At 40.2% G+C, this 19,454-nt stretch carries 22 protein-coding genes, 7 tRNA genes and 1 pseudogene; 5 read left to right on the top strand and 25 right to left on the bottom strand.

Going from position 1 to position 19,454, the window contains the following annotated elements:
- Nucleotides 1-46 precede the first annotated feature (46 nt).
- From ID12_RS07600 to ID12_RS07590, 3 genes are all read right to left on the bottom strand, one after another.
- Entirely contained in the window at nt 47-940 is an 894-nt protein-coding gene (locus ID12_RS07600; RefSeq protein WP_019743361.1) for an alpha/beta hydrolase, read from the bottom strand.
- A gap of 190 nt (nt 941-1,130) precedes the next feature.
- The gene (locus tag ID12_RS07595) at nt 1,131-2,570 is read right to left on the bottom strand and encodes a DHA2 family efflux MFS transporter permease subunit (protein ID WP_050826996.1); all 1,440 of its coding nucleotides are present in this window, start codon (nt 2,568-2,570) and stop codon (nt 1,131-1,133) included.
- Nucleotides 2,571-2,648: 78 nt separating this feature from the next.
- The gene (locus ID12_RS07590; protein WP_035390350.1) at nt 2,649-3,221 is read right to left on the bottom strand and encodes a TetR/AcrR family transcriptional regulator; all 573 of its coding nucleotides are present in this window, start codon (nt 3,219-3,221) and stop codon (nt 2,649-2,651) included.
- Between the two features lie 267 nt (nt 3,222-3,488).
- On the opposite strand from ID12_RS07590, the gene bglS reads away from it, so the two are divergent.
- Nucleotides 3,489-4,220 carry a beta-glucanase gene (gene bglS, locus ID12_RS07585; RefSeq protein WP_047947368.1) on the top strand — a complete coding sequence of 244 codons (732 nt, stop codon included), beginning with the start codon at nt 3,489-3,491 and terminating at the stop codon, nt 4,218-4,220.
- 42 nt (nt 4,221-4,262) lie between these two features.
- Here bglS and ID12_RS07580 read toward each other — a convergent pair whose 3' ends face one another.
- The gene (locus ID12_RS07580; protein ID WP_046342750.1) at nt 4,263-4,664 is read right to left on the bottom strand and encodes a MerR family transcriptional regulator; all 402 of its coding nucleotides are present in this window, start codon (nt 4,662-4,664) and stop codon (nt 4,263-4,265) included.
- Nucleotides 4,665-4,887: 223 nt separating this feature from the next.
- Between ID12_RS07580 and ID12_RS07575 the strand changes: the two genes are divergently transcribed.
- Together ID12_RS07575 and ID12_RS07570 are read left to right on the top strand one after the other, a co-directional pair.
- Complete coding sequence (locus ID12_RS07575; RefSeq protein ID WP_050826995.1) at nt 4,888-5,937, top strand: NAD(P)-dependent alcohol dehydrogenase; 1,050 nt, start codon at nt 4,888-4,890, stop codon at nt 5,935-5,937.
- Nucleotides 5,938-6,187: 250 nt separating this feature from the next.
- Nucleotides 6,188-6,649: a CarD family transcriptional regulator gene (locus ID12_RS07570; RefSeq protein ID WP_050826994.1), complete on the top strand. Its 462-nt coding sequence runs from the start codon at nt 6,188-6,190 to the stop codon at nt 6,647-6,649.
- 288 nt (nt 6,650-6,937) lie between these two features.
- Here ID12_RS07570 and ID12_RS07565 read toward each other — a convergent pair whose 3' ends face one another.
- From ID12_RS07565 to ID12_RS07555, 3 genes are all read right to left on the bottom strand, one after another.
- Nucleotides 6,938-7,141, bottom strand: coding sequence for a cold-shock protein (locus ID12_RS07565; RefSeq protein ID WP_003214229.1), 204 nt, complete (start codon nt 7,139-7,141; stop codon nt 6,938-6,940).
- A 360-nt stretch (nt 7,142-7,501) separates the two neighbouring features.
- Nucleotides 7,502-7,879 (bottom strand): hypothetical protein, encoded by a 378-nt coding sequence (locus ID12_RS07560; protein ID WP_050826993.1) that lies wholly within the window; start codon nt 7,877-7,879, stop codon nt 7,502-7,504.
- A gap of 397 nt (nt 7,880-8,276) precedes the next feature.
- Nucleotides 8,277-9,077, bottom strand: coding sequence for an alpha/beta fold hydrolase (locus tag ID12_RS07555; RefSeq protein WP_050826992.1), 801 nt, complete (start codon nt 9,075-9,077; stop codon nt 8,277-8,279).
- Nucleotides 9,078-9,410: 333 nt separating this feature from the next.
- On the opposite strand from ID12_RS07555, the gene ID12_RS07550 reads away from it, so the two are divergent.
- Nucleotides 9,411-9,974, top strand: a complete 564-nt coding sequence (locus ID12_RS07550) for a GNAT family N-acetyltransferase (protein ID WP_050826991.1) — start codon at nt 9,411-9,413, stop codon at nt 9,972-9,974.
- Nucleotides 9,975-10,167: 193 nt separating this feature from the next.
- Here the strand turns inward: ID12_RS07550 and ID12_RS19510 are convergent.
- The 10 genes and pseudogenes from ID12_RS19510 to ID12_RS07500 all read right to left on the bottom strand — a co-directional run.
- Nucleotides 10,168-10,239, bottom strand: a pseudogene (locus ID12_RS19510) (hypothetical protein); the annotation flags it as partial.
- 273 nt (nt 10,240-10,512) lie between these two features.
- Nucleotides 10,513-11,058, bottom strand: a complete 546-nt coding sequence (locus ID12_RS07540) for an HAD-IIIA family hydrolase (RefSeq protein ID WP_050826989.1) — start codon at nt 11,056-11,058, stop codon at nt 10,513-10,515.
- A gap of 623 nt (nt 11,059-11,681) precedes the next feature.
- Nucleotides 11,682-11,765 (bottom strand) — tRNA-Leu (locus ID12_RS07535).
- A gap of 48 nt (nt 11,766-11,813) precedes the next feature.
- Nucleotides 11,814-11,896, bottom strand: a tRNA-Leu gene (locus ID12_RS07530).
- A 7-nt stretch (nt 11,897-11,903) separates the two neighbouring features.
- Nucleotides 11,904-11,979, bottom strand: a tRNA-Lys gene (locus ID12_RS07525).
- A 32-nt stretch (nt 11,980-12,011) separates the two neighbouring features.
- Nucleotides 12,012-12,086, bottom strand: a tRNA-Gln gene (locus tag ID12_RS07520).
- Between the two features lie 24 nt (nt 12,087-12,110).
- Nucleotides 12,111-12,182: transfer RNA gene (locus ID12_RS07515), tRNA-Glu, on the bottom strand.
- A gap of 9 nt (nt 12,183-12,191) precedes the next feature.
- Nucleotides 12,192-12,282 (bottom strand) — tRNA-Ser (locus tag ID12_RS07510).
- A gap of 4 nt (nt 12,283-12,286) precedes the next feature.
- Nucleotides 12,287-12,361: transfer RNA gene (locus ID12_RS07505), tRNA-Asn, on the bottom strand.
- A gap of 117 nt (nt 12,362-12,478) precedes the next feature.
- Entirely contained in the window at nt 12,479-12,946 is a 468-nt protein-coding gene (locus ID12_RS07500; protein WP_050826988.1) for a SprT family protein, read from the bottom strand.
- Nucleotides 12,947-13,045: 99 nt separating this feature from the next.
- On the opposite strand from ID12_RS07500, the gene cmpA reads away from it, so the two are divergent.
- On the top strand, nt 13,046-13,180 hold the full coding sequence (cmpA, locus tag ID12_RS19245) for a cortex morphogenetic protein CmpA (RefSeq protein ID WP_008346893.1): 135 nt from the start codon (nt 13,046-13,048) through the stop codon (nt 13,178-13,180).
- A gap of 19 nt (nt 13,181-13,199) precedes the next feature.
- On the opposite strand, the gene ID12_RS07495 is transcribed toward cmpA, so the two are convergent.
- From ID12_RS07495 to rsbS, 8 genes are all read right to left on the bottom strand, one after another.
- Nucleotides 13,200-15,359, bottom strand: a complete 2,160-nt coding sequence (locus ID12_RS07495; RefSeq protein ID WP_050826987.1) for a Tex family protein — start codon at nt 15,357-15,359, stop codon at nt 13,200-13,202.
- Between the two features lie 76 nt (nt 15,360-15,435).
- Nucleotides 15,436-16,035: a PP2C family serine/threonine-protein phosphatase gene (locus ID12_RS07490; protein WP_017358391.1), complete on the bottom strand. Its 600-nt coding sequence runs from the start codon at nt 16,033-16,035 to the stop codon at nt 15,436-15,438.
- Nucleotides 16,035-16,823 (bottom strand): RNA polymerase sigma factor SigB, encoded by a 789-nt coding sequence (gene sigB / locus ID12_RS07485; protein ID WP_012009000.1) that lies wholly within the window; start codon nt 16,821-16,823, stop codon nt 16,035-16,037. The genes ID12_RS07490 and sigB overlap by 1 nt, the downstream gene beginning before the upstream one ends.
- Nucleotides 16,789-17,277 carry an anti-sigma B factor RsbW gene (gene rsbW / locus ID12_RS07480; RefSeq protein WP_019744216.1) on the bottom strand — a complete coding sequence of 163 codons (489 nt, stop codon included), beginning with the start codon at nt 17,275-17,277 and terminating at the stop codon, nt 16,789-16,791. The genes sigB and rsbW overlap by 35 nt, the downstream gene beginning before the upstream one ends.
- Nucleotides 17,274-17,603 carry an anti-sigma factor antagonist gene (locus tag ID12_RS07475; RefSeq protein ID WP_019744215.1) on the bottom strand — a complete coding sequence of 110 codons (330 nt, stop codon included), beginning with the start codon at nt 17,601-17,603 and terminating at the stop codon, nt 17,274-17,276. The genes rsbW and ID12_RS07475 overlap by 4 nt, the downstream gene beginning before the upstream one ends.
- Nucleotides 17,604-17,662: 59 nt before the next feature.
- Nucleotides 17,663-18,670, bottom strand: coding sequence for a PP2C family protein-serine/threonine phosphatase (locus ID12_RS07470; protein WP_008346904.1), 1,008 nt, complete (start codon nt 18,668-18,670; stop codon nt 17,663-17,665).
- Between the two features lie 10 nt (nt 18,671-18,680).
- Nucleotides 18,681-19,082, bottom strand: a complete 402-nt coding sequence (locus tag ID12_RS07465; RefSeq protein WP_019744214.1) for an anti-sigma regulatory factor — start codon at nt 19,080-19,082, stop codon at nt 18,681-18,683.
- A 2-nt stretch (nt 19,083-19,084) separates the two neighbouring features.
- Nucleotides 19,085-19,453 carry an RsbT antagonist protein RsbS gene (rsbS, locus tag ID12_RS07460; protein ID WP_003214235.1) on the bottom strand — a complete coding sequence of 123 codons (369 nt, stop codon included), beginning with the start codon at nt 19,451-19,453 and terminating at the stop codon, nt 19,085-19,087.
- Nucleotide 19,454: the final 1 nt, after the last annotated feature.

The raw sequence follows: 19,454 nt of genomic DNA, 5'->3' as shown, positions 1-19,454 counted from the left end.
AGCACAGAAAAAAAGTCTGTGCTTTTTACTGATATCCGAATATTTCTTATTCAAACGCCTTCTTAAGCTGATCGCTCATCAGATGCCAAGCCTCTTCAGCTATCTCTAAATCTCCGGCATGAGTGAACGCATGTGGGACTCCTTTAAATTGTTTGTATGTGACATCTACCCCTGCTTCTTTTAACTTGTCCGCATAATGCTCAGCTTCTTCAGCTAGTGAATCCTTCTCAGCTGTGATAACAAGAGCTGGAGGCATTTGTGCTAACACTTCTCTCTCTGCAAAGACCGGAGAAACGAGCGGATTGTGCGGATCTTGACCTTGCAGGTAGAAGGCATTAAACAGTCTCGCCATTTCAACTGGAATTGCTTCTTCAAACGCTGGCTTTTGTGCTGGATCAGTAGCTAAATCAAGCGGCGGATAGTCAAGCACTTGATAGACAATCGGAAGTTTGTTCCCTTTTTGGATATCAAGCAAACAAACCGCTGTTGCCAAATTCCCACCTGCACTATGTCCACCAATGGCTAATCGATTTGGGTCTATTTGTAGTTCATCAGGATGTTCATATAACCATTTCATCACATCGTAGCATTCATGAAGAGCGGCCGGAAAAGGGTGTTCCGGTGCCAGCTGATATTCCACATTGACAACGATACACTCCGCACGATCTGCTATGACCGGACACCAATGATTATCCATTTCAGCACTTCCAAGGATAAAACCGCCCCCATGCAAATTCACAAAAACAGGTAGGGGTTGTTTCAATGTTTTCACAGGTTTAAATACCCACACCTTTGTTTCACCAGCACCTGTTGGGATATCATATTCCATTTTGTTCACTTCAGGAGGGTGGACTGGCTTTAGTTCTGATTGACCAGCTAATGAATCTTCAGCTGGTTGACGTAATGACTCAGCCATTTTGATTTGTTCGTCTAAGTTCATGATCTCAGCTCCTATCTTATTCTTTTATCTCTATCCATTCGTTACGAATTTCGTCTTTTCCTTCAATGTCGTCAGAGAGTCGTTGCTTTTTATCTATCTCCCCATTTTCAGCTCCTTTGAAACAAACATTCACCCCTATGAATAAATAAAAAAAGCACTGCGGCGCCAAGTCCTCAGTGCTTTTCATATATTATGATACTTGTTGTTCGACTTTCACTCGTTTAATAAAGAAAGCAATCACCAAGCCAATCACTGTCATAATGACAGCAAAGATAAAGGCATGCTGGACGCCATTTGTAAAGGCGAGCAGCTGATTGACTGGATTTGCGGGATCAGCCACATTTTCCATAAAGCTGCGAGCTCCTGATGAAAGGATCGAGATACCAACTGCAGTCCCAATCGCTCCTGATACTTGCTGCAATGTATTCATAATCGCTGTACCGTGCGGATATAGCTCTGGCGGCAGCTGATTTAATCCATTTGTTTGAGCAGGCATCATGATCATCGCAATCCCAACCATTAACGTAATATGAAGCGTCACAATATAACCGATGGACGTATTCACACTTAAGTTCGTGAAGCCAAACATGGTCGCTGCAACGATGACAAGACCTGGGATGACAAGCCATTTCGGTCCAAATTTATCAAAAAGCCCACCCATGATTGGCGATAGCAGTCCATTGATAATTCCACCTGGTAATAGCATTAAACCTGCTGTAAATGTAGAAAGTGCCAAGGACGTTTGCAGATATAATGGCAAAATCATCATAGCAGACAGCATCACCATCATACACACTAAGATCAGAAGTAACCCGATCACAAACATTGGATATTTAAATGGGCTTAAATTCAACATCGGTTCTTTCATGTTTAACTGTCTTAGGGAGAACACAAGAATGCCAATGACACCTACAACAATCGCCACAATCACATGCATACTGCTCCAGCCGCCGCCTTCACCAGCACTGCTAAAGCCATACACAATTCCACCGAAACCGATGGTTGATAACACAATCGATAAAATGTCGATTTTCGGTCTTGTGGGTACCGTAATATTTTGCATAAAAATATACCCAAATACGAGTGCAGCAACTAATAACGGAAGCGAAATCCAAAAAATCCAATGCCATGTTAACGATTTAAGAATAAGACCAGAGACCGTTGGACCAACTGCTGGGGCAAACATAATGACAAGACCGATAATCCCCATTGATCTACCTCTTTTATGAGGCGGAATGATGACCAAAATCGTATTAAACATCAATGGAAGGAGCAAGGCTGTTCCTACTGCCTGCACCACACGTGCCACCATTAAAATACTGAAGACTGGTGCAACGGCCGCAATAAATGTACCGATGATCGAAAAGACCAGTGAGGTAATGAAAAGCTGTCTTGTTGTAAACCATTGAAGAATGAGGCCTGAAATTGGAACAAGAATCCCTAGTGTTAATAAATAGCCGGTTGTAAGCCACTGAGCAGTCGTTGCTTCAATACCAAAGTCTAATGTTAAACTTCTCAGCGCCATGTTGAGTGCCGTTTCACTAAACAGTCCAATAAATCCAGCTGTGATAAATGAAATAATAATGGGCAGCGTTCGAATGTCGGAAGCTGCTGTTTGCTGTTTGTTCATATTAAGTTGGCTCCTTTTCTTTTTCAATTTTGATAAACCATAAGTAGTTAGGCTGGACAGAAATGAGCCACTTCATGTCTAGGAAAAGACAGACAAAACCTGTCTTTCCGCAGCGAATTGTGCAATTTTTTCAATTGAGTAGCCGGATTCATGAATATAAAACATGAGTTCAGGCGTCATTGGAGAGGACATACATAATGTCGTCAACTCAATGTCTTGTATGTTCGCTTCTCCTTTTACTTTCGCTTCCTCGAGCAAATCACGAATGATTTGTTTGAGTGATTGACTGTAATGACAATCATATACTTTACTTGTCTGCTCTAAATTTCCAGAGATCGTCAGCATCCGAATCCAGTCTAAGTGATGACCAACGATGAGATGGATCTCCTCGAGAACATATTGCAAACGATCTTGAACCGGCTGATCACTTATTTTATTTAAGTAAAGATGCAAAGCAGGGATCAGTTGTTCAAATTTTTCTCCAAGGATCGAAAGGCATAAATCACTTTTATTGGCATATCGGCGGTAAAGAGTACCCTGTCCAACACCAGCTGTTTTAGCAATTTTATGCATACTGACATTCTCTACACCAAACTCTTGAAACAAAGAAAAAGCGACCTCTTCAATTTCCTTTCCAATATCCTTTTCCATGATGCTTCACCTTCTTCACCTTCATCCACCTTGCATATATCTCTATGTGTAAATCAAATTTCTTTCATTTTCATTAGGACAATTGTACCGGTATTATCTTACGGACAACTGTCCGCTTTGTCAATCATTATTTTTTACCTATCAATTTTCTTTTCATTCTATTAAAAAAACACACTGTTTATCATTATTTAGACCGATTTTCCATTTTGAGAGAATCATGTATGATCAAAAAGAAAACGCTTTCAAAAAAGAGAGGGGAATGCCTTCATGTCTTACCGTGTAAAACGAATGTTGATGCTGCTTGTCACTGGATTATTCTTAAGTTTGTCCACATTTGCTGCAAGTGCCTCGGCACAAACGGGCGGGTCGTTTTATGAACCGTTCAACAACTATAATACGGGGTTATGGCAAAAAGCCGATGGGTACTCGAACGGAAATATGTTTAACTGTACGTGGCGCGCAAACAATGTCTCCATGACGTCGTTAGGGGAAATGCGATTATCGCTCACTAGTCCTTCGTATAATAAGTTTGACTGTGGAGAAAACCGCTCCGTTCAAACATATGGCTATGGACTTTATGAAGTCAACATGAAACCAGCCAAAAATGTTGGGATCGTGTCTTCGTTCTTTACTTATACGGGACCGACTGATGGTACGCCTTGGGATGAAATCGACATCGAATTTCTAGGAAAAGATACGACAAAGGTTCAGTTTAATTATTATACCAATGGTGTCGGAAATCATGAAAAAATCGTCAACCTTGGTTTTGATGCAGCAAACTCTTATCACACATATGCGTTCGACTGGCAGCCTAACTCGATTAAATGGTATGTGGACGGTCAATTAAAACATACGGCTACTACTCAAATCCCTCAAACACCTGGAAAGATTATGATGAACTTATGGAATGGTGCAGGTGTCGATGAATGGCTCGGCTCCTACAACGGTGTTACTCCACTTTACGCTCATTACAATTGGGTGCGTTACACAAAAAGATAACCACATCACAAAACCTGTGACAAGTCACAGGTTTTTCTTCATTTAAATAGAGTTCGTTTTTAATTGATGAACTAGTTTTTGTTCATAACTGTGGATAATATCTTCATAACTTTCAATCTTGTAATCTAACCGTTTAATCGTTTCTTCGATTTCCTTTTGTTTGTCTACAAGTCTTTCTCTCTCATTGACCAAAATACGCTTCCTTGAGGACAATGTACGATCCTCTCCCTCGATAAATAAAGCCGTATATTCTCTAAGAGCATCAATTGACAGACCCGCATTTCTCATACATTTAATAAATTCTATCCACTGAATATCTTCTTCTGTATAATCACGAACACCATTTTCATCACGCCTGATCGGTCTAATTAAACCTATATTCTCATAATACCTGAGCGTAGCAGTAGATAAATCGAGCTGCTTGGCGGCTTGTGCTATTTTCATTGTTTTCACCCTTCTCTTCTTTCTCTTACTTGACGATCTCCCTTTTCCCATCATCTCCATTTTTATCGAGAAGACAAGATACTTTTGGCTCAAATCTTGATTCAAGGTTGATGCTAAAGCCTGAATTGAGGCGATCACAGGGTTCTATGTTGACTTAAAGTTCACTTTAAGACGTACAGTATAGAGGAAGGACCGAATCTTACTTTTGAAAGGATGATCCAGAATGTGTCAGACGCACCAATCAAATGTTTTAAGTGTTTCCCATGCAAAAGCAAACTTTGAACGGACAACCATTGAACGAAGAGCACTTCGTCCACATGATATTTTAATTGATATTCAGTTTAGCGGGATCTGTCATTCAGATATCCACAGTGCCTTTGATGAATGGGGCGGCGGTATTTTCCCAATGGTTCCGGGTCATGAGATTACTGGAGTTGTTTCAGCTGTAGGGGATGCTGTCACGAAATTCAACATTGGTGATCGTGTAGGCGTCGGTTGTTTTGTCGATTCTTGCGGTACATGTGAATATTGCCAAAATGGAGATGAGCAATATTGCAAGAAAGGAGTCGTTCAAACTTATAATAACCTCGATTATGATGGAGAACCAACTTACGGCGGCTACAGTCAGAAAATTGTTGTGACAGAACGATTTGTTGTCAATATTCCTGACCAGCTCTCCCTCGATGTCGCCAGCCCTCTTCTCTGTGCCGGCATCACAACGTATTCTCCGTTAAAACACTGGAAGGCTGGGCCTGGCAAAAAAGTGGCGATTGTCGGAATGGGCGGTCTAGGTCATGTCGCCATTCAATTTGCACGCGCACTTGGCGCTGAAGTGACTGTATTAAGCCGCTCTTTGAATAAAAAAGAAGAGGCACTGTCATTTGGTGCAAAAGACTATTTTGCTACAAGTGACCCTGATACGTTTAAGACACTAGCCGGTCAATATGATCTCATTCTCAATACCGTCTCTGCCAATATCAACGTGGATGCCTATTTGTCCTTACTTCGTGTTGACGGAACATTAGTGAACGTCGGTGCACCACCAAAGCCAGACAACTTCCATGTGTTTTCATTAATTACGGGGCGTCGCAGCATCGCCGGCTCACTCGTTGGCGGCATCCAAGAAACACAAGAAATGCTCGATTTCGCAGCTGCTCACAATATCGCACCACAAATTGAAGTGATCAACGCAAACCAAGTCGATGAAGCATATGAACGTGTGCTAAATAGTGATGTGCGTTATCGATTTGTGATTGATATTTCAACATTATGATCGGATTCTATTTGGAAAGACCAGCTCAATGTCTGGTCTTTTTTTAATGATGGATATTCTGTTTTTCTTGTAGCAAGGATTCTTGAGGATATGATCAAAAACCACCCGAAATTATCATGAAAAAATCTCACTTTTTTAGAACCAAATTTATTGACAGAAAATAAATAAACATGTTATTATTAAAAATTTGATTATTTTACCTCTAAATGTGGTACCCTTAAAGTAGATACATGATATGGAGGCGGATGATATGTTTCAAATTGGTGATAATATTGTTTATCCAATGCACGGAGCAGGTATAATTGAAGCCATAGAAGAAAAAGAATTCTCTGATGAAAAACAATCGTATTATGTCATTAAGATGGCCGTTAGCCATATGAAAGTGATGATTCCTACAAGGAAGATGTCAAGGTCAAAGATAAGACCTGTTACAGATATACTTGCCTTAAAGAACATCATACACACTTTCCAAAATGGAACATCAGATAAGTTATTGCCATGGAAAGAGAGATATAAAATCAACACAGACAAAATAAAAACGGGCCACATACTAGAAGGCGCTGAAGTGGTACGTGATCTCATGCGGATGAAGAAAGAAAAAAAACTGAATGCAAGCGAAAAGAAAATGCTTGACGATGCTCATGGTTATTTGCTTAGTGAGCTAGAAGTCATCAAAGGAATCACTGAAAAACAAATCAAGAGTTTCTGCTAATATTGTCTACCTGCTTCCCCATTTTTTGAATACATTTTCTCTACGAACAAATCCCTCTATCTTCGACCAGTAAAGAAAAAAGAATTTATTTAGGCAAATTCCGCATATTGTAAATCCAATATGCTATACTGTTGATAAACCTTTGAAGCATGAATTTTTTTACGATTACCTTGTAACATCTCCCTACTTGTACGTTGAGTAGGGTTTTTTATTGCAGAAATATTGCAGAAATAAATGAAAACACAAAAAAACAGGCTCTCTACAGAGAACCTGTTTTAAAAATGAAGATTAAGCAGTTTTTTGAACGTTAGCAGCTTGAGCTCCACGAGAACCTTGCTCTACGTCAAAAGTTACTTTTTGACCTTCGTCTAAAGATTTAAATCCGTCACCTTGGATAGCTGAGAAATGTACGAATACATCGTCGCCTTCTTCACGTTCGATAAATCCAAAACCTTTTTCTGCGTTAAACCATTTTACTGTACCTTGTTCCATGTTTGTTGCCTCCTAGTGCGTTACCACACAATGTATTATACTATCCTTGCCCAAAGTATCCTCAAGACGAAAAGTCTTTCTTCATGCTATCCTTTACGCCGAACAAAAATAATTATTCTTATTGTAACATGAATCGGAAATTATTGCAATTTAGGATTTAAAAGAGTAAAATCAACGATCATATTCAATTTTGTTCTTCTCTGACTTTAAGATATTTTTTCTACAAAATGGGCGTTCAATCATGAAAGGAATAAATAAGTTCATAACGCAAACCTTTTTTTCAGACATCTGTCAGTTTTATTTAAAAGTAAAGAATAAGAAACATTACTTTACTCTTAGAAAATTGATGTCATTTTTATTTTAGTTAAGGTTAGCATCTCTATTCCTATCAATTCTTAAAGTAACTATAAGACTAGCTACGCTGGCTAAAGTTCCTGCAACAGAAACAACAATTGTTAAAAAATCTGGAATAAAAAATCCTATCGGAATAAGCCCAAGAAAAGATAGAACAATAAAACATTGATATACACTAGATATAGTTCTCACAATCAAGTGACTGAAAAAGGACATCACTAACGGAGGAATGAATAAACATAACATTATTCCAATTGATATTATTAAGATGTGAGGCTGATCAAATGAAATGACATGATCCCCAGGGGAATTTTTGGCTGCCACTAGCAAAACAACTATAGACATCATGAGAGTAAGTAAAACTAGAGAAAACCTTTTTATCATGTTATAACTCCTTTGGTCGATCTTATGCGACTTAATTTATTTTTATCAAATTATCTCATTATCACCTTTATTTAACAATATAAAAGGTGATTAGAAAACCATCCCATCATGACTAACAACTATTCTCTAGAGGATAGTCATTAAGATTTCACAGCTAAGTTAATTTGAAGTGGAGTCGTTTGTTCAAAGAGAAACTGATATTAAAATCGACTTGGGCACGTTTCCACCCTGCATACAATCGATGTATCTTGTGATCTCTTTCTAATAAAAGAGCACATAAAAAAATACCAAAGGTACACTACCCTCGGTATTTTTTAGAGGTGATCGAGAGGACTTAAACCTCCATGGGTTATTCACCCCTGACTCCGATTTGCACAAATTTTGCACAAGATCTAATCTATTTCTTCACATTTTCCGACTCAAGTCTGTTTAACCAGTTATGGACTAATGAATGAAACACATCGGGTTGTTCAATCTGCAGGTTGTGACCAGCCATATCAAGCACTGCAAAAGTGGCCCTTGGATAGTCTTCGATCAGCCGCCACGCATCTTGATATCCGACTACATCGTCTTGACGCCCTGTGATCATGAGCGTGGGATATTGAAATTCAGCTGAAATGTCGAAGGTATAGCCATACCCATTTTGAAGAATGTTATTGATGAATTCATGATTTGTTTGTTTAGAAGGAAGGTAAATTTCATCGCGAAACCTCTCCCATTCCGTTTTTCCTTGCACAACCGCCATGGAGCAAAATGCATCCGCCTCCTCTGAAGACAAATGCGATATCAAGTGGCTGTCACTTTTTAGAACTGTCTTCTCTGGTACGACTCTTTCATCGAATGTAGGTATCGTCATTGGTGCCACAAGTAGTAATCCACGAACGGTTTCCCTGCGTGAATGAACAATCCCTCTAGCTATGTACCCTCCATACGAATAACCACAAACAATAAACTGTTCATCAGGAATAATCTCGTCCAAAAGACGCAATACCGCTTCTAACATATCGTCAGAGTTCTGAATAGATGGGTGAGGCTGGGAACGTCCCATACCCGGTAAGTCTATGTATATTCTTTTCCAACCGCTTTGTTTTTCAAATACCGGTTCCAATGCATGTAATATCACTTGATGGTCAAGTGTCCAACCATGCAATATCACGATCGGAAATCCTTCTCCAATGACTTTATGGTAAATTGACATGTATTTGCATCCCCTTTTCTAGCGCTTCCCTAGTAATCTCAAGGTTTTTGTTGTTTTGCTTGTTAGGAAACTATGTTGCGATAACCCCAAAAAACTTCTAACAAAAAATATTGTGCAGCCTGTTTATATTCTTTCACTTCATCATAACAAATCCCCATATTCATGTGTGACATTGAAATGCTTTATGTTACTTCAAATTTTAAAGAATTGAAAATTGTTCCAAAGCTCTTCTAATGAATTGATCAGTTTCTTGCTACAATAAATTGACAACGAACAGTTTGAACCACATACTCTCCATACACGCTAAAATATAAAATTGAGAGGAGAAATGAAATGAACCCTTTATTGTTAGATATTCCTTTACAGTTAGAAACAGAAAGACTCATTCTTCGAGCACCACACCAAACAGGAGACGGGAAAATTGTAAACCAAGCAATAAAGGATTCCTTTTCTGAATTAAAAGCGTGGCTGCCATTTGCTCATGAACTTCCTACTGCTGAAGAAACAGAGATCAATTTAAGAAATGCTCATATCAATTTTTTAAAAAGGGAGAGTTTCCGTTTTCTTATTTTTGATAAAAACAGCAATCACTTCATTGGGACAACTAGCCTTCAGAGGATTGACTGGACCATTCCTAAATGTGAGATTGGGTACTGGATAAATACAAAGTTTAGTGGGAATGGATATATGACAGAAGCAGTGGAGAAATTAGCTGACTTTGGATTAAACAATGTCAAATTTAGAAGGATTGAAATAAGGTGTGAATCAACAAACCTCAAAAGTCGGGCTATCCCAGAAAAACTTGGCTTTGTATTTGAAGGCACTTTAAGAAATGATGATTTATCCGCAGATGGCAGCAAGCTGACTGACACTTGTTTTTATTCCATAATAAAGTAACCTAATGAACATCAGCAATTAAAGTAATGGGTGCATTAGTGGAACAAGAAAAAACATAGCACATTATATAATATGCTATGTTTTTTAATTTTGGCCTTGATAAGTGGGTCTACTCCTCTAACATTGTCCTTATTGCCTTTACTTCTTCATAATCTGATGTTTTCTTTGATAAACCCTGACAGAAAGTTTTCAGCAGCAGGCTCTCAACACAAGACCACAATGTAACTGCAATCAGCTTCGACCTGTCACGAGGTACTTTTTTATCCGAGTCAATTTCTTTTATAGAGCAATTGGATTCACTCTCCATTCACAGATTTCTAAAGACTTTCCTCCTGATTAGCTTTCATGTTTCTTGCCATTTTTTCATAGTTCGGTCTGTTTTAACTCCGTCACCATCATTTCCACTGGTTTAACTTAATTTCAACGACCTCAACACTCTGTTCATGAAAGGACTCGTAACCTGTTTTAAAAAAACAAAAAAGATGCTACATGTTGAAACACCTTTTTTGTATTGACAGCTCTCATTAGCAGGGTAATATTACACTTGATTATTTAAAAAAGAATTTTTATACAACCAGTTTATAGCATCATTAAGGTCATTGGCTATATAGTCTATTTTAATCCCACTTAATTTATCAAAGTGTTCACTAAGCGAATATTCACCAGCCCCAGTTCTAACCAAAATTTTAATACTTCCTACTTTATCAGCTGCAACAATATCACTCCAACGGTCCCCGATTACGACACAATTTTCGAGAGTTAAATCGTGTTTTTGTTGAGCTTCCATTAACATTCCTATGCCGGGCTTCCTACAAGAGCATCCGTCATTATGACCGTGTGGACATATATATACTTCATCAAAACCAAAACCTTTCAATTCCTCTTTAAAATCTTCTACCTTAGCTAGTCCACTTGATATGCCAGGTTGATTTGTAAAAGAGAATATTTTCACATTATCTTTTTTTAGTTTATTAATTTGAATTGCTGTATAAGGAAAGAGTTCGAATTTTCCGGGATAATGAATAGTGTCATCACCACCAATTGTTCCATCTCTATCTAAAAAAATTGCTTCTATCTGTTTCATGTTATCCCCCATTATCTAGCAACTGATCCTGCGTTAAGATTTATTATTCCATTAGAAAATTTTGATGACATCAGTTTATCATAAATATTTATTATCAATATCCCCTAATAAAAATTAAAATCTTTTCAAATGTCTTTCTTTTCAATTTGTTTCATTCTTTCCAAGAAAGAGAAAAAGGATGTTCATGTTACAGACTTGCCAAATGAATTTACATAATAAGTTTCTACGTGGTGTCTTTGTAAATTACATTTGTTTCATACTCACCAACCATTCAACTTAATTATTAAGGAAGGCTCTGTTAACCTCTCATTAATTGAAAGAAGCTAAAAACATATCTTTAATATTGTGTTGTGTACTTCCGTGTACTGCGACTATCTACAAACAAAAACTTCAAAAATCTTCACTATCTTAAACACTCTCATATCGCTCTATTAATTGAACAAGGAGAAGAATGTATAAGGTCATTTATTTTCTAAAAAAGGCTACGGCTGAGAATTAGACGACAATATATAAAATATCAAACTCAAACAAAAAAATCCATTTACTTAAGATAAGTGGACAAATTCATTTAAAAGTTATAAAAAACAAAAAAACCAAAGGTCTACAACCTTTGGTTTCTTAGATGCGGCCGAGAGGACTTGAACCTCCACGGGTTATTCACCCACTAGGCCCTCAACCTAGCGCGTCTGCCATTCCGCCACGACCGCGTGTATGATGTGCTCATATATTCATAAGTGCACTGTTTGAAAAAACAATGCGGGTGAAGGGACTTGAACCCCCACGTCATAAAGACACTAGATCCTAAGTCTAGCGCGTCTGCCAATTCCGCCACACCCGCGTGACAATGGTGAGCCATGAAGGACTCGAACCTTCGACCCTCTGATTAAAAGTCAGATGCTCTACCAACTGAGCTAATGGCTCATCTGCTATGCAGAAAAACATATATAAAAAAATGGCTGGGCTAGCTGGATTCGAACCAACGCATGACGGAGTCAAAGTCCGTTGCCTTACCGCTTGGCTATAGCCCAACGAATCAACATAAAAAGAAAACATGACCCGTACGGGATTCGAACCCGTGTTACCGCCGTGAAAGGGCGGTGTCTTAACCGCTTGACCAACGGGCCATATCATAATGGCGGAGAAGGAGGGATTTGAACCCTCGCGCCGCTCGCGCGACCTACACCCTTAGCAGGGGCGCCTCTTCAGCCACTTGAGTACTTCTCCATTATGGCTCCGCAGGTAGGACTCGAACCTACGACCGATCGGTTAACAGCCGATAGCTCTACCACTGAGCTACTGCGGAATAATAAGACATGTTTCATTATATCTATGCCAGAAAAATGTGTCAAGAATTTTTAAACGTTTCGTTCCTGCTCCATTTGCGACGGCTTTTATAATTTAACATATACTAATATAACAGTCAAGCCTTTTCCCCTTCCTTTTTTAACTTACCATGACAAATCCCGCAGACATATCGCGTTGTGTCAAATCGGCGCTTCCTCGTATAATGTCTTCCACAACCTGTGCACACATAGTAATGAAGCGTCACCGCTCTTTTTTTCTTTTGAACGGTCTTCAGCGGGGTACAAAAGCGCGGGGCTCCTACTTGCTGCAAGAGTTCACGAAAATCCCTGTCCCGATGCTGATAACCCTTTCCTTCAAGGTGCAGGTGATAATGACATAGTTCATGCTTAATGATACCGATCAATTCGTCTCTGCCATGCTCCTCAAGATATCGGCGATTTAGCTCAATATGGTGTGTTGCAAGTAAATATCTCCCGCCTGTCGTTTTTAAACGGGGGTTGAAAACAGCCTGATGGCGAAACGCCTTACCAAAGAACTGCTCTGAAATGTCTTCTGTTATCTGCTGTAACTCTCTTTCGTTCAATCAAGATCGTTCCTTTCTATAAAAACCTCGAACGGGACAATTTCCTCTTTGCATACATTGAAGGTACACCCACTGTTTTGATCAAAGGAGGAATGGGCGATGCCCAACTGGCTGAAAAATCAGATGCAGAAAGCATTTTATGAGAAAAATCATTATCAAATCAAATTGCTCAATCAATGCTGGTACTTCTATAGAAAAAAACATTCAGTCACATCAAGGCACACCCCATCCTAAGGTGCGCCTCGTTTTTTGTTTACTCTGGTTTTAGCATCGATAGAGCTACCCGGCCTTTTGCCTGGTCAACGGAGTCTACCCATACGGTCACAATGTCACCAACTGATACCACGTCGAGCGGATGTTTCACAAATCGATTGCTTAGCTTGGAAATGTGGACAAGTCCATCCTGCTTGACACCAATATCAACGAATGCGCCGAAGTCAACGACGTTTCTCACCGTTCCTTGTAGCTCCATCCCTTGCTTCAAGTCCTCCAATTTCAACACGTCTGTTTTCAAAAGAGGTTTTGGTACTTCATCACGCGGATCACGCTCAGGTCTTGTCAGCTGATCAATGATATCTTGAAGGGTGATTGAACCAATTTCAAGCTGTTCTGCTGCTTCGTCCAGCTTCACCCCTGCAATTTTCTCTTTTAACTGTACTGTTCCAAGATCGTCTGGCGTCATGTTGATCATGCGTAAGAACTGTTTTGTTTCTTTATAGCTTTCAGGGTGAATACCCGTGCGATCAAGTGGATCTTGTCCATCTGTGATGCGCAGGAAGCCGATACACTGCTCATAAGTCTTTGCACCAAGCCTAGGGATATCCTTCAGCTCTTTTCTGCTTGTGAATCTCCCAATCTCTTCACGGCGCTTGACGATGTTTCCTGCGACGGCTTTTGAAAGGCCTGATACATATTGCAGCAGCGCCTGTGAGGCTGTATTGACGTTTACACCAACTTGGTTGACGACTGTTTCTACCACAAAGGTTAACGAGCTGTTTAATTGCTTCTGGCTGACATCATGCTGGTATTGGCCCACACCGACAGACTTCGGATCAATTTTCACGAGCTCTGCTAAAGGATCTTGTAATCTTCTAGCAATTGAGATGGCGCTTCGCTCTTCGACTTGCAGATCTGGAAACTCTTCTCGCGCCAGCGCTGATGCGGAGTAAACACTTGCTCCAGCTTCATTCACGATCAAATAAGACACCGGCTGATCCAGTTCTTGAATCAAGTCTGCAATGAATTGTTCTGTCTCTCTTGAGGCTGTTCCGTTTCCAATCGCAATGACTTCGATGTTTGATGATTGAATGATCTCTTTCACTTTTTGTTTCGCTTCCGCTTTTTTCTGCACGGGCGGATGCGGGTAAATGACGCCAATATGATGGACTTTGCCTGTATCATCCACGACAGCTAATTTACAGCCTGTCCGAAATGCGGGATCGACTCCAAGTACACGTTTCCCTTTCATCGGCGGTTGAAGTAGGAGCTTTCTTAAGTTTTCAGCGAAAATATGAATGGCTTGTTCCTCTGCTTTTTCTGTCAGCTCTTTTCGTATTTCCCGTTCAATTGAAGGCTGAATCAAGCGCTTGTATGCATCATCAATGGCCGCTTCAATGTAAGGCCTCGCCGTCGTTTGCTTGCCTTTTAAGACTTGTTTATCGAGGTAGAAACGAATATTTTCAGCAGGCGGTTCGATGGCTGCTTTCAAAATCCCTTCTTTCTCGCCTCGGTTGACCGCGAGTACACGATGAGGCACAATTTTTTTAATCGGCTCTTGATAGTCGTAATACATTTCATAGACGTTTTTCTCGTCGTTTTCAACGTCTTTTCCTGATGTGACAAGACTTCCCTTTTGGTACGTCTCACTGCGAATCCATTTCCGCATATCAGGATCATCCGCAAGCTGTTCAGCAATGATGTGCTGGGCACCCTCTAGTGCTTCTTCTGCTGTTGTGACTTCTTTTTCTTCATTGATAAAAGCCGATGCTTTCTTTTCAATATCATCGTTTGGCAGCTTCAGTAAATATTCCGCTAGCGGCTCAAGCCCTTTTGCTTTGGCTACATTTGCCTTTGTTTTTCGCTTTTGTTTAAATGGTCGATATAAATCTTCGACCTCTTGCAGCTTATGCGCCTGTTCGATCTTCTGTTTTAATTCATCTGTTAATTTGTCTTGTTCAGCGATTAAGCGAATCACTTCTTCTTTTCGATTCGTCACATTTTGGATATATGTATAGCGTTCAGAAATGGTTTGAATTTGCACCTCGTCTAGTGAGCCTGTCTGCTCTTTCCGGTAACGTGCAATAAACGGGACGGTGTTGCCATCCTCTAATAGCTGGATCACACTTCCAATTTGTTTTGTTGAAAGCTCTAATTCTGTCGCAATTTGTTTTAATAAAAAGTCAGATGTCTTCATACTTTGCATCCTCTCACTGTATCTTCTCTTTTAGTGTATCAAAAAAACCGGCAAAACAGAAAAAAGGTCAGCTATTTCATGTAAGCTGACCAAGTACATAGGTGAGATCGTCTTTCTTGTCTTGTGTGTATGTTTCAAGTTCTTTTGCGATGTCTGCAACTGAATGGCTATGCTTTAAACACATTCGCATGTTTGGCACATTCAGTCCGTCTGAATACATAATGAATGTCGATCCTTTTTCGTAGGAATAGGTGTATGTTTTGTATTTTCTAGGTTTACCTGATAGATATCCTGATGTCGGAAGTGGATAAATATAGTCGCCAGAAGGTGCATTCAAGATAAATCGAATATTGCCAACCGAACAATAGGTAAACTGCTGCTGAGAAAAATTCACCTTTAATATGGCCACAGTGGCCCCACGTTTATTTTTCATGGCCTGATTGCATCTATCAATGAGGGTTGTTACATCCTCATGTCCATATTCTTCGACAATTTCGCTGACTAAAGAAGATGATTCATTGGCGAACTGGCCGCTGCCTAATCCGTCTGCTACAGCACAAATTAGTTCTTCATCATCTGCTTTAATAAAAAAACTGTCCCCGCAGCATGATTTTCCTTCTTTGTTCGATTGATAGATAATGGCGTTTACATGCTCATGCTGTTCGATCTGCTTCATTACCCTAGCTCCATAGACGCATCTTCTGACAATGCATCTCGTAGCTTTTTAACTGCCTTCCGCTGCAGCCTTGATACATGCATTTGAGATATGCCGAGTAAATCGCCTGTTTCTTTCTGGCTTTTATTTTGCAAATACGTGAGATTGATAATTTCTTTTTCTCTATCTGTCAGAACGTGAAGCACACTTTCAAGCATCATTTTTTGGTTTACACGTTCGTACCCTTCTTCTTGTGAGCCGACGACGTCTAAAATCGTCACAGTGCTTCCTTCAGAATCAGCCTCTACGCCTTGGTCAACAGACAGCGCTTGATAGCTTTTGCCCATCTCCATTGTTTCAAGAACTTCTTCTTCTGTTACATCTAGATATTCTGCAATTTCTTGTACTTTAGGTGACTTTTGCGTTTCCGTTGTCAGGTGATCAACTGCCATCTTGATTCTTGGTCCAAGCTCTTTAATTCGTCTTGGTACATGGACACTCCATGTTTTATCACGTAAAAAGCGTTTGATTTCCCCGATAATGGTTGGAATGGCAAATGCCTCAAATGATTTACCGACAAGTGGATCATAACGCTTAATTGCGCCGAGTAGACCAATCATTCCAACTTGTCTTAAATCCTCATGAAAGCTTTTTCCTTTGGAGTATTTCTTTGCGAGCATATCCACAAGGTTTGTATAACACTCAACTAGTGTCAGCTGCGCCTGCTCGTCTTGGTTGGATTGATAGCTTTGAATGAGGCGATCCACTTCATCTTTAGTTAGTTTCATAGTTTTGGATGGTTGTGTCATGGTCAACTCGCTCCCTGTTTAAAAACTTTGTCATTGCCACGGTAACTCCGGAGTTTGCTTGCACCTCGACTTCATCCATCAATGTTTGCATTAAGTATAAACCAAGACCTCCTTCTGCCAATTGATCCACCGTATGAGCAGCTGTGTACGGCCCTAGGTCTTCCTGCTTTTGCTTAAAGTCAAAGCTACCGCCTTTATCAGCGACAATAATTTCTAGACGATCTTCATAGACAAGAAAGCGAACCGCTACCTCTCCATCTTCGCCATCTGCACCTTTATAGGCATGCTGAACTGCATTGGTACACGCCTCACTGACGGCAATTTTCAAGTCCTCAATCTCTTCGTAGGCATAGCCCATCCGGCTTGCAACGCCTGAAAGAGTCAGACGAATGATGCCTACGTATTCTGGTTTCGCCGGTATTTTCATCTCGATTAGATCTACTGATTCGTTCATTGTACCCCACCCTCTGACTTTGCAGAAATGTCAATGATGTCCTTTAGTCCAGTGATTTCAAACAATCTGACAAGCCGATCCGACAAGTTCTCAAGCTTTAATGATCCTCCTGCTTTTTGAGCCGCTTTGAACAGCCCAACAAACACACCTAAACCTGTACTATCCATGTAAGTAACATCCTTCAGACAAATGTCAAGATGCTCTCCTTGCTCTGCTTTGGGCATAAGGGTTTCTCTCAGCTCAGGAGCAGAGTACACATCGATTTCTCCGCTGACACTAATTTTCGTCTTATGATCTATTTGATGCTCTTTTACAGACATATTCATTATGCATTCACCTCGAAATTCTTGTTTCCTAAAGTTTTATATACCCGCATATTCACTTTCTAAACCTTTCTTTTAAGGACAAGTAAAGTAAAGTCATCGTGAAGCTGAAAATCTTGTAATTTGAGTAAGCTTGCATAGATAGCGTCGACCATTTCCTGCGCTGAATAGGAAAGATGCTCTGCTATGAGCGCTTTGATATCTTCGCGCTCTAAGAAGCCGTCCTCTGACTTGGATTCGGTGACCCCATCTGAAAATAAGATCACCATATCTCCTACGTCCAAATGCTGCTCATATTCCCTGTAATCAAAGTCTGGTGCGATTCCAAGGACAAGACCCTTTGCATCTAAATCGTAAAATTGATTCTCTTTTTTGCAATAGAAAAAGCCCGGCTCATGTCCAGCCGATGCGTACTTAAATTCATGTGTTTCTTTATTATAGCTGCCATAAAACATGGTGATAAACATGCTTGGGTCTACGTTTTGCTCGACCACACGATTAAGGGTTTTGAGCACTTTCGTTGGGCCGCTACCTGACTCTGGCAAGGAATCCATCGCATACTTAATCATCGACATACAGAGCGCAGCTGGTATTCCTTTCCCAATGACGTCTGCAATCGCGATATTGATTGTATCGTGATCTGTTACGAAATGGTAATAATCCCCACTCATCTGTTTTGCCGGCACACTGATGGCTCCGATATCAAATGTGTCTCCTTCTGGAATTTTCGTTTCCAGAAGGGTTTGCTGAACATTTGCAGCAATTTCAATTTCCGACTTAATTTCTTGCTGGATGCCTCTTAGTGTTAAATGCTCCTGGTAGGCAAGGCCATATCCAATCATCACTTCAATTAAGAAGTCTAGTGAATGAAAGACATCTTCCGGCAAATCAGGGTAAAGCTCCTGAATCACTTTTCGGTGAACACTCACTATTTCTTCAGGAGGTATTTGATGCTCAATGGTTTTACGGCTAAATTTTTGAGCTTGATAAAGCGATGTTTCAGTTAAATCACTGATATAACGACTGAGCAGCTGATGATACCGCTGCTCCATTACCTCCTTAAAATCCATGGTTTCCCTCCTAGCGAAGCCACTTGACAGCTTGTATCTCAGTTCCTTGTTCTGGTGCAGAATCTAATGTGAAATCATCCATCAGCCTTCTGACTCCCGGAAGACCTGCTCCGAGTCCGCCTGATGTTGAGAATCCATCTTCCATCACTTTGCGTATATCCGTAATACCAGGCCCCTCATCGGCTGCGATGACTTTGAGTCCACGCTTTCCACGCTCCATTACTTCTTCTATACAAATCTGACCTTTACCAGCGTATAAATAGATGTTACGAGCTAATTCTGAAATGGCCGTCGTAATTCTTGCTTGGTCAACTGTTCCAAAACCAAGTTCTTTTGCAACATTGCGCCCCAATTGTCTTGCTGCGACTATGTCCCATTCCGTCAATATTTTTACACAGGATTGGTCTTTCATATCTATTCCCCCAATTCCCGCTTCAGTGTCTCAAGCCCTTGTTCAAGATCTAGTGCTGTCTGAATTTCTTCCAGCGAAATGCCAAGTTCAATGAGCGTCACAGCAACTGCCGGCTGTATTCCTGTTAATACAACTTTTGCCCCCATGAGCTTAGACATGGTAATGACATCACCTAATACCTTGGCGATAAATGAATCAATCATATCGACGGACGTTAGATCGATGACAACACCGTTTGCTCCTGTTTCATGAATTTTATTCAGCAAGTCTTCTTGAAAGTGAAGAGCTGTTTGATCATCAAGCTCCCACTGAATCGAAATCAGAAGACAGTTATATAGTTTTAAGATTGGAATCTTCGGGTGATTTCTCACT

The sequence above is a fragment of the Bacillus altitudinis genome (assembly GCF_001191605.1).
In the GTDB taxonomy this organism is placed as follows: Bacteria; Bacillota; Bacilli; order Bacillales; family Bacillaceae; genus Bacillus; species Bacillus altitudinis.
The sequence above is the reverse complement of the archived record's forward strand: the minus strand, read 5'-3'. Positions and strand labels throughout refer to the sequence as shown.